This window comes from Brakhagea baltica (assembly GCF_052161605.1).
Classification (GTDB): Bacteria; Planctomycetota; Planctomycetia; order Pirellulales; family Pirellulaceae; genus JBKCUI01.
In genome coordinates this window covers 1,164,833-1,181,045 of the sequence record NZ_CP197409.1, presented here as the reverse complement: position 1 = coordinate 1,181,045, position 16,213 = coordinate 1,164,833, and the positions used below count along the sequence as shown (strand labels likewise).

Sequence of the window (16,213 nt, the reverse complement as noted above, 5' to 3'; positions counted from 1 at the left end):
CTCGCCACCGCATATTCCTACTCCTGCCACAGCATTCGCAACGTGAATTCTAATTGGGTCGAGAACGATGAGTTTATACCGCCGTGGTACCTACGCAGCGGGCACATCCAGACCTTGTTGACAGGTTTTTACAAGCCAAAGGTTTCGATTGCTCCAGAAGTGACTCATAGAATTCCTATCGGGGAGTTCGGCGAGATGCTGGTGCACGAGAACCGTCCACATGGAAAATTGCCAGAGGGCCAAGGCGTATTCTTGCTGCATGGGCTTGGCTCTTGCCATCGCGGCACCTATATGAGCCGAATTGCGGATAATCTCTTGAGTCAAGGCGTGAGGGTATTTCGTTTTGATTTGCCTGGGGCAGGGGATTCCTACTTGCACACGCCACTACCGCCTCACGGAGCCTGCTCGGAGTTGGTGTGGCACGCGCTGGAGTGGCTTTCCCAGCAGTGCAATATTCAGTCCTGGCGGGGGGCAGGTGTGTCTCTTGGGGGAAACATTCTGCTCAAACTGCTGGCGACACACTCCGAAGAACTAGCTCGCGATGATGGCTTCCAGATTGAAAAGGGAATCGCGGTGGCACCACCAATCGACTTGAGCGAGTGTTGCCGGAACATGGAAACCGGCTTTCGCTCCATCTATGCTAAGTATTTCCTGCGATCGCTTAAAAAGCAAAGCCGCAGTCGAGCGAAGCTATGGCCTCAGTGGGCAAAACGACTGGAACTCGCCTCCTTCAAAACCATTCGCGAGTTCGACGATACGGTTACCTCAGGGCTTGCAGGGTTTACTTCTGCGGAAGACTACTATGCAGCCGGCTCATCCAAGGACGATTTGGTCAAGATTCAGACGCAAACGAGAATCTTAGTGGATAAGGATGATCCAATTGTTCCCATTCACATCTTCCGCGATGCCCAAGTTTCCCAAACCACAAGCATCGTCTCGACCTCCAATGGTGGACATGTCGGTTACTTGTCACGTCCTCAAAGGACTCCCCCGAAACCGGCCAAAGTGCGAACGCGATTTACAAGATGGGCTGATGAATGGATTTCACGGGAGCTTATTTCGGAGAGTTGACGCAAATCCTTCACCCTGATTCGCTATAACTACAGGGCGGTTCGCTGTAGCAATTGGGGCGGTTCGCTGTAGCTAAAGCGGGTGAAGCTTGTCGGTCGACGAGTCACCCGGGTAGCCCAAGAAACTTAACAAAGTCGACAGATCTCTATCTGCCACCGAAGTATTTCTTCAGTGTCTCGCTTGCTGCATCTTTGGTGTTCTTCGTCGCAGGACCACCTGTGTTTTTAGGAAGCTTGATAGGTGCCTTTTTCTCGAAGCGTTTCTTGGCTTGGTCTTCCCCACTGTCGGCAGGCTCGTCTGTGTCGACAAGGCTCTTCCCGTCCACATGTGTTGTATCTTCCATCGTAAACTGGTGCGTTTCCGCGTCGCCCGGAACTGCGGGATTCGATTTTGGTCGATCAACTTGATCCGCTTCAAGTAACCAAGAAGAGATGTCAAACGACTCTTTGACATCCAAGCTTGTTTGTTCCGTCATTCGACCAGCAGCTTCCTTTACATTGGAAACCTCAGGCTTCTTAGCACTAGCAATGCCTACCTCGATCAAGACCTCAAACTCTAGCTGCCCGCAGCGAAGCTTGTCTCCAGATTTTAAAATCTTGGCTTTCTCGGTCGAAAGCTGCTTCTCATTTACGAAGGTTCCGTTTCGGCTCTTTAGGTCAATCGCCAAAACCATTCCGTCTTTCTGGACGATCGCACAGTGCTTACGGCTGATCGAGTCGCTTTTCGGTCTAAGCTGGCAAGACTCACTTCGGCCAATCAGGAATTTCTCATCCTTAATTTTGATTTCTTTGCCTTCATGCGTGCCAGAAAGAACCTTCAGAATAACTTGCATGGCCGTCCTGCTTTTGAGTCTCAGAAAAGAAACGCACAGCGTTTTCAGAATTACAACTTGGACGTTTGAAAACTACCTATCTACAGTGTAAACGCTTTTCTCGAACCGCCAATAGCCAAGAAAAGCATTATTCACAGACCGTTGCAAAATCTGTAGCAACCACTCAGTCCACGAACCCCAGTCTAACGGGGGGCCCTCCACCTGCAAGGGGAGTCGTCCCCCCGTCTCAAGGTCGTTAGTTTTCCCTTGAAAGCCTGGGCCTCTTGCATCCAGTAAATCCTGAATCCCACATAAATGCCGAGCAAATTCGGACGTTCTCAAAAGGACACTACCATGTTGCAGCAGACCGTGCTGAGTACGCCGCTGGGCGCTTCCCACGACCTTGTACCCATCGATTACGATATCGACAGGGGAGCGTCTTTCAAAACAGAGAAAACTCGCCCCCTTTCCATCTTCACCTGTTTTGCAGGTGCACTGCTCCGCCAGTTTCGCTGGCAAGCCTAATCGCTGCAATCCAACCACCAGCTCATTGTGCACTGAACGGTAGATGAGATCGCTTGGCCCCTTTTTGCCAAAATCTACCGATGGGGCACCAACCGGTGTCTCAGACTGTGCCCCCGAATCAGGTTTTCGATTGTGCGGAATCACGAGACTGTAGGTTAGTTCGACGTCGTGTACGATAGCACCGCCGCCTGTTTTACGCCTTACTCGTTCGATATGCCCCCAAGGAGCATCATCCGGGATCTCAGACTCATTCTGGAAATGTCCGAGCGACAGCGTCGGTTTTTGCCACCTATACACCCGGAGTAGCAGTGCCCCTGCATTCTGGGCGTCGCGCAACAATGCCTCATCGACATCCATGTTATGCTGACCGGAGGCTGGTCCGTCGACTCTGATTATGGCATTCATAATGAAACCGCAATTTCGCCCATCATTACCCGCATGAACCGCTCCACTGGGTGAGGCACAATGAGCCTACGATCCGACTTGAGCTTTGTACTTCTCATAGCTCAAAAGCCGACTCAGCTCTCCTTCATCGGCGATCTTCACCTTCATGATCCAGCCTTCGTTGTAGGGATCGTGGCTTAGAATTTCGAGCTTGTTCACAAGGTCGTTATTGACTTCAACGACATCCCCCGAGACCGGGCTATACATGGGGCTCACCGCTTTCACACTTTCTACCTCGCCGAACTCTTCACCAGCTTTAACGCTTTGGCCAACCTTTGGTAACGCCATGAATACCAAGTCGGTTAGCTCAGCAACGGCGAATGCGGAGATCCCAACCGTGGCAACACCATCAGAAACATGAGCCCACTCGTGCGAATCGCAGTAAAGTAGTTGCTCTGGAGTAATCGTCATTTTGCTAAGCTCGTTTGTAAAAAGGCAATTGAGAAATCGTAGCAGCCACTTTGCTGCCTCGTATGTCGATATCGACCGATGTGCCCACTGTCGCGTTCTCCGCTTTAACGTAGGCCATGGCAATAGGAGAGTCTAGCGTTGGAGAAAAGCTACCGCTCGTCACGCTACCAATGGATCGCCCGTCTTGGTCCAGAACCTCGGCACCCTGTCGAGCCGCACGCCGGCCGGTCAGCACTAATCCAACTCGCACCTGTTCTGATGCCCCCTTGGAAAGAATAGCCATCTGCTCCGATCCAATGAAGCTACGATCCTTAAGATTACAGGCAAACTTTAAACCAGCCTTGTAAGGATCGATGTTCTCTTCCAACTCATGTCCATATAACGGCATGCCTGCTTCGAGGCGTAATGTGTCGCGAGCTCCAAGTCCGGCAGGCTTTATTCCCTGATCCCTGCCCGCCAAAAGCAAGTTCTCCCAGACTCTCTGTGAATCCTCTGCCCGTACGATTAACTCAAATCCATCTTCGCCCGTGTATCCCGTTCGGGAAACAATACACGGCTTTCCCATCTGGTTGGTTACCTTGGCGCGGTAATATCCGAGCGAATCGATCGCGCCAGGAAACAACCCCTTTGTGATTTCAACCGCCTTCGGCCCCTGCACAGCAATCATAGCGGTTGAGCTCGTAGAATCAGAAAATTCGATGTCCGGAAAATCCGCCAAGTGAGGCTTGATCCAATTGACGATCTTGGTGTGGTTGCCCGCGTTTACCACCAACAAAAAGTAAACTTTGCCACTGGGGCTCTCCAAGCAGCTAACCAAAACATCGTCTAATATTCCTCCCTCTTCGTTGCACATGAGAGAGTACCGAACTTGGCCAACTTCCATATCGACTACCCGACGTGTCAGAAGATGGTCGAGAAGCTGATCTGCTCGCGGCCCGTCAAACCGCAATCGCCCCATGTGCGAAATGTCGAAAAGACCAGCGGCTTTCCTGGTGGCATTGTGCTCGGCAACGATGCCCTCATATTGAACTGGCATATCATACCCGGCAAACTCCACCAATTTCCCACCGTTCTGTTGGTGCCAAGAATGAAGTGGAGTTACTGCCAGGGGAGCATTCATGAAATTGCCTTGAAAAAGAACCGTGATCGACTTACGCAGGCTAGAAGTGTAGCCCTTTCGCGAATTTTTTCTAGCATTTGAAAATGGACAAAACGCCACTCTTCGGGAAATCGTGTGCGAAGCGAGCCTATTCTTTAGCCGAAAGCCCCTAAGCGGACTTCGCGCCGCAAATCGCACCAATCAGAAAGAAACATCGTTCTTCAGCAGTTTTCAAGCCACCCAGTCGCGTCTCGAACTCCTCGATCCTTTCGTTCTCAATCAAGGATTGCCCAAGCCACAGTAGTAAATAGTTTAAATCGAATCGCTCATCACCTGCCTCTTGATTGCGACGGTGCCCCTCTACCACTGCGTCCACAGTTTCCTGCCTCTCCAACCGCACGAGAATTGCCAATATAATCGGGCTCCAAGACATACTGGCTAGCCCACGTCTGTCACGATCTAGCACCTCGATCACTGTATCCACCGTTTTGGAAGCCGTTGTATTATCTCCGATCTCCACGAGTGCAACTGCGAGGAGAAGTGACGTTTGAATTTTAAGTGAAGTGTTACGCGTACGATTAAGATCGGAAACGCATTCGTCAACTAACTCGACTACCCTCTCACGATCCTGAGCCTGAGCGGCCACAATCGCCGCCAAGGCGGTTTTGAATTTTTCCTCCTCGGAGAGCATCAACAACATACCAATATAAGGCTGCCATAACTCTGAGATCTGCTCCAAGAGGTTAACTTGGCCTCGCCTCGCGTTCTCAATCGCTCGAACAAGCTCATCCTTAGAAAACGAATCTGCTAGTTCCTCCGCGCGTTGCTGCGCTTCATCGAAACGCTTTGTGCTAATAAGATGCTCGCATATCGCTGACACGATCCTAATTCTATAGGTTTCGTGACTGACTCGTTGTAGCAGCAGTTCCGCTTGCTCGATCTGGCCGAGTTTTGCTTCCTCGGTCGCAACAAAGTGGCTCGCCCGTTCGTTCCACTGCGAGTCGATGATGCTGTCAAGGATTGCCGTCGCCCTATCCAAAGAGCCATTTTTCGCAAGCGATTGAGCAATTCCGGTTAGCAGCTGATACCGGAAATCGAGATCTTCCTGCTGCATCGCGATCTGTTCAGCAACTTCACCACGCCCGCCATCGACAAACGCAAAGATAGCCGTTCCTATGGCAATCTGCCTCTTTGCTTCATCGACCTCAGCGAGCTGCTCTTCTAGCAAATCTAGCCAGCGGGTCTTTTTGCTTTCAAGATCGTCAGCACTCACTGCCGAGGTGCAGAACACCAAGGCCACAAATGCTCCACGTAATGCAACTCTGAAGAGTGTGCTTAAGCAGAAACTTGCCATGTGTCGCCGCTGTTGAACAAACGCTGCAAGTCCCCCTTGCCTTTCTTCGCAACAGCCAGATCAATTTGACCGCGAACAGCTTCCTCGAAAGTATGCTCTGCAACGGCCCTGAATACTCCGATCGGCTCAGGAAACTCAGGATGCCTCATGCGAGCTAGCATGTACACGAGCACCGAATTGGCTTGCTCGTCGTGGAACAGCAAATCATCTTCCTTAACCTTGCCGTCGTTCAAGTCCACGACTTCTAAATCGAGACCGTTGAGCCGAATGCCTTTGTCTCGGTTTTGCCCGAAAATCATCGGCTTGCCGTGCTCCAGTTCGATCGTAGTGTCAGCCCGAGTCGATTTGTCCTGCGCATAAGAAAAAGCCCCATCGTTGAACACGTTGCAGTTTTGATAGACCTCAACGAACGATGTCCCCTTGTGGGCCGCAGCACGCTTCAAGGTGGCAGCCAAGTGCTTTACATTACTGTCGACCGAGCGAGCGATAAAGGTGGCGTCTGCACCCACAGCAATGCTGATCGGATTGAGCGGATGGTCAACCGCTCCCATAGGAGTGCTCTTGGTTACTTGCCCCTCGACGCTGGTCGGTGAATATTGTCCCTTGGTTAGGCCGTAGATCCGATTGTTGAACAGAACGATATTCAGATTCACATTTCGTCGAAGCAAGTGAACAAAGTGGTTCCCACCGATGCTTAGCGCGTCTCCGTCCCCTGTGATTACCCAAATGCTCAGGTCAGGACGAGAGAGTTTGAGCCCGGTTGCAATCGCGGGTGCTCGTCCGTGGATCGAGTGAACCCCGTATGTGTTGACGTAGTAAGGGAAACGACTGCTGCACCCGATGCCAGAGACAAAAACGGTTTGCTCGGGAGGAATACCGATTTCAGGCAACACTTTCTTCATCTGTGCCAGGATCGAATAGTCTCCGCATCCTGGGCACCAACGTACGTCTTGGTCACTTTCGAAATCAGCCGACTTAAGGACGGGTAATGCAGTACTCATGATCTATGGATAAAATTGGTTAGATGTTCTTGTTGGATGTTGGTTGATACCGCATGGGCAGGCGGGCCGAAAGCTCGCCTTCTAGCTAGCTAGCCTTGGCGTGAGACGCAGATTTGGTTAGCTCGGCAATCTTTTCCGTGAGCTCAGTCACGGCGAACGGCTTGCCCTTAACCTTGTTAAAACCGATGGCATCCACCAAATAACGATTCCTTATCAACATTCGTAGCTGTCCCATGTTAAGCTCTGGGATCAGCACTTTTTCGTAGCGAGAAATGATCTCGCCCAAGTTGCTCGGGAACGGATTCATGTACCGAATATGGGCTAATGCTACACTTCGACCCTCGGCCTGAGCTTGCTGAGTCGCTGTGAGACATGCCCCGTAGGTTCCGCCCCAGGAGAGCACCAACAATTCGCCGCTCTGAGGTCCGATGACCTTTTGTGGTGGTAGAAGTTTTGCCGCGTTGGCTACCTTTTGAGCTCGAATGTTCACCATCTTTTGGTGGTTGTCCGGGTCGTAGCTAATGTTGCCCGTCCCGTCCTCTTTTTCGAGACCTCCCACGCGATGCATCAACCCAGGAGTACCGGGAATAGCCCATGGTCTCGCGAGAAGCTCATCCCGTTGATACGGTCGGAACGCACCGTCTGGGTTGTTTGATGATTGAGGGTGCTGCACCTCGATTGGTACCATGTCTGCAACATTGGGGATCGCCCACGGTTCCGCTCCGTTGGCGATGTAACCGTCGGAGAGAACTATGACTGGTAGCATAAGCTTTGTCGCTAGCATCCAAGCTTCTTGGACGATCTCAAAACAGTCAGCCGGGCTTTGGGCTGCTAAGACTGGAAGAGGCGATTCACCGTTGCGGCCAAACATGACTTGTAACAAGTCAGCTTGCTCGGTTTTCGTCGGCAGCCCAGTACTCGGTCCGCCTCGTTGCACATCAATCACAAGCATCGGCAGCTCAAGCATTAATGCCAGCCCCATTCCCTCTGCCTTGAGAGCAATACCCGGTCCGCTAGAGGTTGTGACCGCCATCTGGCCGCCGTAAGCAGAACCAATGGCAGAACACATGGCTGCGATCTCGTCTTCGGCTTGGAAGGTGCACACGCCGTAGTTCTTGTACTTGGCTAGCTCATGAAGAACATCGCTCGCCGGGGTGATAGGGTACGTGGCGTAGAAAAGCTCCTTGCCGGATCGCTGAGCCGCCGTCATCAATCCCCATGCCAAGGCTTGGTTGCCCATTATGTTGCGGTAAGTGCCTGGCTTGAGCTTGGCGGGTTCAATGTTGTAAGAGTGCCCAATCCCCTCAATCGTTTCGCCAAAAGCCCAGCCAGCCCGCAGCGCTTTTTCGTTCGCCGCCGCAACCGTCGGACTGCCCGCACCGAACTTGCCATGGATAAACCGAAGCGTCGCATCCATGTTGCGACCGTAAAGCCAGTACACCAACCCCATCGCAAAGAAGTTTTTGCAACGATCCGCTTCCTTGACGCTCATCCCGAACTCTTGAACCGCTTCTTTCGTGAGACGGGTCATCGGGACTTTGATCAAGCGATAGTTTTCCATCGCCGGTTCCTCGAGCGGATTTGTCTTGAGCTTAGCTAGCTTTAGGTCTTTCTCCTCAAAGCTATCCTCGTTGACGATCAGCAAGCCCCCTTTGACGAGATCGCTCAAATTGGTCACCAATGCTGCTGGATTCATTGTTACCAGCGCGTCTAGCGTGTCCCCGGGAGTGTGGACTTCATGAGATGCGAATTGAACTTGGAATCCAGAAACACCAGCTCTAGTTCCTCGCGGTGCACGGATCTCGGCGGGGAAGTCAGGAAAGGTCGCCACGTCATTGCCCAGCAGCGCTGAGGTGTTGGTGAGCTGAGTACCCAGGAGTTGCATTCCGTCGCCGGAATCTCCAGCTAGACGAACAGTGATTCCGCTGACGGACTTTACAGGCTTGCTTTTAGCTTCGGTGGTCATCAAAGATCAGTTATTTTAGTGCACGAAAATCATGCGAAGAAATTAAGTTTCGGTTTCCCTCTCCATGTCCTTCGTCGGCAATTTGTGCCGCTAGCTATTGGAGAGCAAACAGTTACGCCTTGCACACCTACCGTTCGGATAGGCGGTGTGCAACAGCCCCAACGGTGGGAAATGTTTCGGATCCCCGCTTGAGAAACTGTAGCGGTAATATCGAATTATTCGATTAAATCGCTTTGGGGTATTTTTACAAAACACATCAACCTTGAGTATCTCAAAAAGTGCGTATCCGACGCAACTTCTCTAATTATCCAGTCGAATCAAGGTCGCAGCAGCCCTAATACAGGCTTATAAGCCTGCGGTATTAGCCGTTTTGATTGTCGGCTCCCGTTGCCATGACGAAACATTGGTGAACCAATGGGGGGAGAACGGAGAGACGCATCCCTGATTTTTGGGTGGGAGGGCCCTGAATCTTCGAAGGGCGTGATTTAACGCGTGCCTTCCTAGCATTACTGCTCGAGTGTTCGGATTGGCTGGAGTTTTGGTAGAACCGGGTGGGGCTTGGGGTTGGAGGAGAAACAGCAATGCCACGCCCATCGCAATGCCTCTGGGCGTGCCCCACCGGAACGGATTCCTGCAAACGGAACACTTAGGTTAATTGAAAAACTGCTCGACCTAGCTAAACATCCAATATTTGGTTTGGGCAGCTCAGAGCCCTACTCGTCTAGCTCGATGCCTGCCCCAAGGTCTTCTTTTTCTCGCTCACCGGAAAAAAGTTCAAACGCCACCCGCAGTTCCGCTATCGGTTTGCGAATACTGCCGGTCAGCTCGGCAAGCGACATCAGCTTCTCGTCCCCAAGTTTTTCCTGGCATAATTCGATTTTTTCAATCAATTCGGCCAGTAGTGGTGCCTGCGTTTGGTTACCCTTCAGCATAGCCGCTAATCCCAGTTCCTTATCTTGAACTTTTAGCATCGGATGATTGGCGGGCCATTTGCGGGATTTTCCGTTTGCTGCTAGGTGCAAGGCTTCGAATCGTTGGTGAGCCAAACGGCGAGCGTTCTTGACCTCCACTGGCTGCGATTGTCGAGGTTGCGAGGCTCCCGCCCCACCTCCCATACCGCCGGGATAACCACCACCGCTCTCTCCACCTCCCGGTCCACCACCATAGCCGCTTCCAGGTCCTCCTCCCATGCCACCCATTCCGCCTCCAGGGTACCCCCCACCGGCTCCCATGCCGCCACTGCTCAAGCCAGTAGAACTAGCAACTCGAACTCTCCAATCCTTGATGGATTTGATCCCATACTTGGCAAATGCTTTGTAAAGCTTTTCGACCTGCTCCTCGGATTGCTGCTCAAAACTGACTACGCCGAGGGACCTGCACGCAGTCTCCTTGATCCATTCCGAGGTTGTCTCGTCGTTCAGTATTTCCGTGACCTGCTTGAGGATTTGCTCGGCCGCCTTCACTCCCGACGGAGCCTCGGCAACCGAAGTTGACGCGATCATCGTCAACGTTACCAAGCATTGTTCCCGTAGCTTTTCCTGGGCAGGGGCAGTACGAAAAACGGGCTGCGGGGCATCCAGTAGATTCGTTATGGACTGAACAAACGCGGCTCTTCCCGCTTCCGTGACATGCCGTGCCGGCGCAGAGGCCTCCGCTCCCTTGGCTACCGCAACATCAACCCGCACCTGCTTCTGGACACCTTGAAGAGCAAGATAGGTTATGGCGTCTAGTTTTGGCTCTTTCAGGAGGTTGTTTATCAACTGCTGCATGCCCTTTTCAGGAACGGGCGGCTTTAAGCCTACTGCCGGGGATTCATTCATCGCGAGAAGCATGATCATCGCGTTGATGCGGCTCGCAGGGTAGTACTCCTCCCCCTGCTTGAGATTGACATCCTCAGATCTCAGTCCTACCAATGGTTTATTCTCAACGATGGGCTGAAGCATCTTCCTGAGTTCTGCATTGAATTCTTTACCAACGTTCTGGTTCTTGGAAGCGGCATCAATATCCTGCAAAACAGCGGTGCGGATCATGTTGATTGCCCCCTGATTGGGGATGCTTCCCTGTGTCAGGCGTGGAATCAGGTACTTCGAATAGGATTCCAGAATGGGCTTTAAGTCAGCCTCGCCTCGAAATGCTCTAGATCTCTCTTTTGCCAACCGTCCCGCTTCTTGTTGCGAAATCGCAGGAGCCAACTCCACATAATTCTGCGCAGAAGCTTCACGGCAAATCGGATTCGCGACTACAGTGCCCGATGCAATGACAAGTCCAAGTAGCAAACGGTTTGTGAAAGATTTCCAATGCACGGCATCACCCATCAAAAGAAAAGAGGACCCGACCAAGCCAGGTTATTCCGACACTCTTATCCAGATTACGGCCTCGCCCCCCCCGCTGTCAACTTTCTTGGCCTCAAAACCGAAAGAAGCTTCGGTTTTCCTGAGGAATTCAGTCGGCAGATGGGAAGATGTTATCCTCAAAGCTGCGGCTTGCTGTTAAACTTGGGGAGATTTTGTAGGGAAGCACACTATCAGACAACGCCTTTTGCCGATGAACAGCGTACAACCGTTCAGCGAAGGGCAGATAGTCGGGCTGCCGCGATATTAAACATTCTACTTTCACTGCGTTGTTCAGAAAAACAGCCTAATCGAACTGCATATATGTCGGATCATTGGAACAGTTTGGCAAATTTACTAGGTACTCCCTCTCTTTCGCCCCAGTCCAAGAAAGGGGCGGACACGGCTCCCAGAAAAACTTCTGAGCCCAAACTGGCGGAGACCAAAGAGTTTGCCAGCCAGGAAGAATCCGCTACCCCCGCAATGGAAGTGGCGAAATCGGTCGCAAAGGAGCCATCGAAACTGCGCTCTGGCTGGGACGCAGTTACGTCGTTTTTCGGCATTCAGACCTCATCGACTGTTGATTCGAACAGCGATTCGGAACCCACTGGATCCACTCCTACGCAGAGAATCGCCGGCGACGAGATTGAATTCGAACCCAAACAAGATGCGCATTCGCGAGGCTCGAAAAAGAGCCGCAAACCCAGCTTTTGGGACGAAGGCAAAGGACGTCCCGAACCCGTCAAGGAGTCAGTAGAACGTGCTGCCTCCACGACGAAAGCTGATGATTTTTCGTCAACCACCGACGAACCCATCGTATCGTTTGGTGACAGGAAACGAAATCGAAACGAGCGTAAAACCGAGGATAGTCGGGACCGCAGTCGGGAAAAGAGTAGCGGCAGGAGGGAGCCGATCGCCGATATCGATTCCGATGCCCCCGCAAAACCTGCTCGCGGGAATCGCACGGAACGCCTGCCAAAGCCAGCCGCTCAAGTCTCCCTGCCTGACGCAGATGACGCAGATGACGCAGACGGACCGGTTGAAAGGCGAGCCCCACGCCGCGCTCCTCGCCGAGGTCGATCAGACGACTCGGAAACCGGTATCGATGTTGAATCCGTAGAGGTTGCATCATCGCCCACGCGAGAAAGCAGGGGACGACGTGACCAACCTCGTCGTGACCGAAGCGAGCGCACCCCGACCGGAAGTGATCGCCCAGAACGCAGCAAACCGGTCCGGGATTCGATTTCCGATGAGTCCGTCGTAGAACCTCGAGGCCAAGCGAGAAGGCAAGACAGACACGATCGAACTTCTGATTCAAACGATGCAGGAGATAGACCTGCACGACGAAACCCGAGACCCACGAGAGCGCCACGCTTAGAAGAGGTGGGATTCGGTGCAGGCCTCAAAGACGCGGAAGATGTTGACTCGTTCGAAGATGACGAGTTGTTTGTCGAGGTGAGCGACAGCATAGATGCCGAACGAAGCGAGGAGGGACCTCGTCGAGGCCGAAATCCGCGGAGAGGTAGAAAGTCCTCTGGGCGTACAAGACCAAACTCGGATGACTCCGCGCGAATGGAAGCTGACGAATCGGAAAAGAAATTCATCAAAGTTCCATCATGGATTGAAGCATTAGATGGAATCCTCCAATCGAACATGGACAATCACCAACGGAATTCGCATGGTCGAGACCGAGATCGACATCGAGGTCGTGGCCCCCGCAATTCCGACCGCTAATCACTCGAGGTTAACTTTCGAGGGGCTATTGCTCTTATTAGTGCGCGGGTTTGGCCGAACTACCCGACACTCAAACGCCGCTTTTGCTTGATTGTTTCCAACAATTGTTTCTGCGGAGCAACGAATTTTGCGACTCCTTGCTCCATCAGAACACGCTCTAAATCCGCCACATCGATGGTTGCATCCAGTTCCGCCTGGACACTCTCGGGGATCATCGACTCTATCTGTGAAACAAACTGTTGCCCCGAAGCTGCGACAGCGGCGTTGGTTTCAGGAGGATTGGTTTGAATATCTGATCCCGCCAGTGACGCAACGTATTTCCACGGAACGTCCGCAGGATTCTTTGTCCCGGTGCTGGCGAAAATGATTTCTTGCTCCAGTGGAGTTGGATGAGATTTCCAAAAACTGCGGTTGTTTTGCCACAACCTCTTGGCATTGAGAATGCCATATTCCCCCTGGGCTTCGCTGGAAAGATTTGGATGCTTCTCGGCCGTGTATTGATCAATCCGGGAAACGAAGATGCTGTAAACACTCTTAAATCCATCCAGATTAGAGCGTTTAGCCGCCCCACGCCACACGGCATCGCGCGCCAAGTCATATTGCCGTTTGGTGAAGATCAATGTGACGTTCAATGCAACGCCATGAGCAGCGAGCGACTCCAATGCATCTAAACCGGCCGGTGTCGCTGGCACTTTGATCATTCGGTTCTTGTGTCCGCGCGACCAGTGCTCGCCGAGCTCTACGTATCGTTCGACTCGCTCATCGTGAGTCAGGCCTAACGCGGGATCCTCCAGTAAAGGGTCAAGCTCAAAGCTCACCCAACCGGCATTGCCCGATGTCCGCTCCCATACGCTGAGAAATTTGTCTTGGGCTTCTCGAACCAGCGAATCCGTCACGTTCCAGCATATGGTCTCGTCGTCTTGCCCCATGGCTATAAAGTTATCAATAGAATCGTCAAACCGTCCTGAACGCACCAGTGCAGAGACGATGATGGGATTGCTGGTCGCCCCAACCGCCCCCCATTCGAGGTTTTGCTCGACGAGAGCAGGATCGATGGAATCGAGATAGAGCTTCGTTCCCGATTGGATCAGGGATGTGATAGATTGATTTGACACGTAATAAACCTCTAAAAGGAGCGCCTGCGGCACCGGGTTGATAGATTGAATGCAAAAGCCAGAATACGATAGCCCACTTCATTCTACAGGAGTTCCCGTCGCTTGGGTAACTGGCAGCGGTGCTGCGCGTGTTGGGCAGCAAATTGCACGACGGTTTGCGGCGGCCGGTTATAACATCGTGGTTCATGCAAACCGTTCCCTCGATAAAGCCAAAGCTTTCGCGGAGGAGTTAACGGATCTGGGTGTGGAGACGCTGCTCATCCAAGGTGACTTGGCCGAAACTAATTTCGCCGCGACAGCGGTCCAGAGGATTCTCGGACGTTTTGGACGGCTCGATGTATTGGTTAACTCGGCCGCTGTCTGGGATTGGAAGCCGCTGGAGGAGATCACCCCCAATGATGTGCGAACGCAATTCGAAATCAATTCGCTCGGGACCTTTCTCTGTAGCCAAAAAGCAGGTTTGGCCATGGTCAAGCAACCGCAGGGGGGCTCGATCATCCTGATTGGAGACTGGGCTGTAGTCAGGCCCTACCTAAACTTTGCACCCTATTTTGTAGGTAAAGGTGCGATAGAAACGATTGTACGCTCGCTTGCAGTAGAACTGGCGAGTCGGAACCCGAACATTCGAGTCAACGCCGTCTTGCCTGGGCCGGTAATGCTGGATCAATCCATCTCCGATGAGCATGCTTTTAAAATTGCTCAAGACTGCCTGCTCAAACGGCTCGGTACAGCGGAAGACGTGGCGGAAGCAGCGTTTTTCCTCACCCAACAAAAGTTTATTACCGGAGTCTGCTTGCCCGTGGATGGCGGGAGAAGCATTTATGCGGGAGGCGGGACGGATTCCATCGCACATCCAACCTATGTTCAAGAAAATCTCTGATCTCGGGCTCCCGTTTACGGTTCGGTCTGCTGGCTCTCTCCGAGTCGTTCGTCTGCAATTCGCTCGACTTCACCGGCCCACCTCCCTTTTGTCCCGAGCGACGCATCTAGCAGTATCGTTTCTCCCTCACTCAAACCATTTCTAATTTCAACCAAATCGCCCCGTTTGGCCCCTAAGAGAACGACTCTTTCGGATACCTCCCCTTGCTCGTTGACCTTCCAAACTTTGTCTACCCCTGCAAAACGCAGGATTGACCTCTGAGGAACAGCAATCGTTGTTGTTGTGGGATCGAGCTCGATGACTGCCTCCCCGAATAAACCGCTCCGCAAGGAACCGTCAGAGTTATCGAGATCGACCTCGTATCCAAGCGACCGATTGGTAGGATCTAGGTTAGGGTTGATGCGAGAAACCACTCCTTCCCGAACTTGTCTGCTGAGATCAAAATTGATAGTAAGTCGCTGTCCCAATTTTAACATGTGAGCATACCTCTCGGGAACGCTTGTGCGAAAGCGAAGTTGCTTGTTTCGGACGATTGCTAAAAGCGATTGCCCGGCTTGGACAAACGTTCCTGGTGCCACCATCCTGGCTTGCACGACTCCTTCAAAAGGGCTGGTGATTTTGGTTTCACGGAGTTGTTCGTAAGCGAGATCTCGCTGAGCAGCTTGCACCGAAATCATCGCAATCTTTTCACGAACTGCGTTTAGGGATGATTGATAGCGTGCACGAGCAACTCGCTCAGCCGACTCCGCAAGCTCGAGATCCGACTTGGTAATAGCGTCACCCGTTGCGAGAATGACCAATCGAGTTAGCGATTGAATCGATTCGTCCAAAAGTGCCTTAGCTTCCTGAACTGGGGGGGAATTCTCAGGATCTAGTTGTTCAACAGGGTCCGACATTCCCAGTCCGACCGCTGCCCTGGCCTGCTGAAGCTGCGCATCGGATTGCTCCGCGAGCAGCCTAAAGTCCGTAGGATCGAGCTGAACAAGAACCTGGCTTGGTTCTACAGAATCGCCAATATCAACATAGATACTCTCGACCCTTCCAGCAATTTTCGCACTCAGAGTCGTTGTCTCGTCAGCGACCAAACTTCCCTGACTCCTGGTGGTGGTCGCCCAGGGCACCAAATCCACCCGGAGCAATTCGCCGTAGACCACGGCCTCAACGGGTTGGCTTGCTACCGGGTTGTCTGCAGACTTGTCACAACCCAAGAAGAAAAGAAGTGCAACAGCGGCGAGGCTAGCAGCGAGGGAAACTGGTCTTCGGGATTCAAGCCCGGTCGCAAGGTCGATCATGGAACTTTAGAAAGCAAGCGGGAGGGGATTCGAGTCAGAACTGCGGTGGAACACAATCGCGACGATCGCTCTATTGTTATCAGACCGCTCGGGGACGCAATTCCGAAACCTTGCCTAGATGCCCCGAAGAGGAAATTTTCAAAGAAGTCGTTGCCTTTCAGACATGCCAAAACTAGTTGA

At 52.4% G+C, this 16,213-nt stretch carries 13 protein-coding genes; 3 read left to right on the top strand and 10 right to left on the bottom strand.

Annotated elements, in window-relative coordinates:
• Positions 1-42 precede the first annotated feature (42 nt).
• Positions 43-1,071, top strand: a complete 1,029-nt coding sequence (locus SH449x_RS04670) for a YheT family hydrolase (protein ID WP_482380160.1) — start codon at positions 43-45, stop codon at positions 1,069-1,071.
• Between the two features lie 145 nt (positions 1,072-1,216).
• Here SH449x_RS04670 and SH449x_RS04665 read toward each other — a convergent pair whose 3' ends face one another.
• From SH449x_RS04665 to SH449x_RS04630, 8 genes are all read right to left on the bottom strand, one after another.
• Entirely contained in the window at positions 1,217-1,903 is a 687-nt protein-coding gene (locus SH449x_RS04665; protein ID WP_482380159.1) for an FHA domain-containing protein, read from the bottom strand.
• A 72-nt stretch (positions 1,904-1,975) separates the two neighbouring features.
• The gene (locus SH449x_RS04660) at positions 1,976-2,812 is read right to left on the bottom strand and encodes a lipoyl protein ligase domain-containing protein (RefSeq protein ID WP_482380158.1); all 837 of its coding nucleotides are present in this window, start codon (positions 2,810-2,812) and stop codon (positions 1,976-1,978) included.
• 66 nt (positions 2,813-2,878) lie between these two features.
• Positions 2,879-3,262, bottom strand: a complete 384-nt coding sequence (gcvH, locus tag SH449x_RS04655; RefSeq protein WP_482380157.1) for a glycine cleavage system protein GcvH — start codon at positions 3,260-3,262, stop codon at positions 2,879-2,881.
• Between the two features lie 4 nt (positions 3,263-3,266).
• Positions 3,267-4,382 carry a glycine cleavage system aminomethyltransferase GcvT gene (gene gcvT, locus SH449x_RS04650; RefSeq protein ID WP_482380156.1) on the bottom strand — a complete coding sequence of 372 codons (1,116 nt, stop codon included), beginning with the start codon at positions 4,380-4,382 and terminating at the stop codon, positions 3,267-3,269.
• Between the two features lie 148 nt (positions 4,383-4,530).
• Positions 4,531-5,715: a hypothetical protein gene (locus tag SH449x_RS04645; protein WP_482380155.1), complete on the bottom strand. Its 1,185-nt coding sequence runs from the start codon at positions 5,713-5,715 to the stop codon at positions 4,531-4,533.
• Positions 5,697-6,716 (bottom strand): 2-oxoacid:ferredoxin oxidoreductase subunit beta, encoded by a 1,020-nt coding sequence (locus SH449x_RS04640; protein WP_482380154.1) that lies wholly within the window; start codon positions 6,714-6,716, stop codon positions 5,697-5,699. The genes SH449x_RS04645 and SH449x_RS04640 overlap by 19 nt, the downstream gene beginning before the upstream one ends.
• Before the next feature lie 85 nt (positions 6,717-6,801).
• Complete coding sequence (locus SH449x_RS04635; protein ID WP_482380153.1) at positions 6,802-8,682, bottom strand: 2-oxoacid:acceptor oxidoreductase subunit alpha; 1,881 nt, start codon at positions 8,680-8,682, stop codon at positions 6,802-6,804.
• Between the two features lie 713 nt (positions 8,683-9,395).
• Complete coding sequence (locus tag SH449x_RS04630) at positions 9,396-10,985, bottom strand: hypothetical protein (RefSeq protein WP_482380152.1); 1,590 nt, start codon at positions 10,983-10,985, stop codon at positions 9,396-9,398.
• A 351-nt stretch (positions 10,986-11,336) separates the two neighbouring features.
• Between SH449x_RS04630 and SH449x_RS04625 the strand changes: the two genes are divergently transcribed.
• Positions 11,337-12,746: a hypothetical protein gene (locus SH449x_RS04625; protein WP_482380151.1), complete on the top strand. Its 1,410-nt coding sequence runs from the start codon at positions 11,337-11,339 to the stop codon at positions 12,744-12,746.
• Between the two features lie 59 nt (positions 12,747-12,805).
• Here SH449x_RS04625 and SH449x_RS04620 read toward each other — a convergent pair whose 3' ends face one another.
• Complete coding sequence (locus SH449x_RS04620; protein WP_482380150.1) at positions 12,806-13,861, bottom strand: transaldolase family protein; 1,056 nt, start codon at positions 13,859-13,861, stop codon at positions 12,806-12,808.
• A gap of 49 nt (positions 13,862-13,910) precedes the next feature.
• On the opposite strand from SH449x_RS04620, the gene SH449x_RS04615 reads away from it, so the two are divergent.
• Positions 13,911-14,741, top strand: coding sequence for an SDR family NAD(P)-dependent oxidoreductase (locus SH449x_RS04615; RefSeq protein ID WP_482380149.1), 831 nt, complete (start codon positions 13,911-13,913; stop codon positions 14,739-14,741).
• Positions 14,742-14,755: 14 nt separating this feature from the next.
• Here SH449x_RS04615 and SH449x_RS04610 read toward each other — a convergent pair whose 3' ends face one another.
• Positions 14,756-16,033, bottom strand: coding sequence for an efflux RND transporter periplasmic adaptor subunit (locus SH449x_RS04610; RefSeq protein ID WP_482380148.1), 1,278 nt, complete (start codon positions 16,031-16,033; stop codon positions 14,756-14,758).
• Positions 16,034-16,213 lie beyond the last annotated feature (180 nt).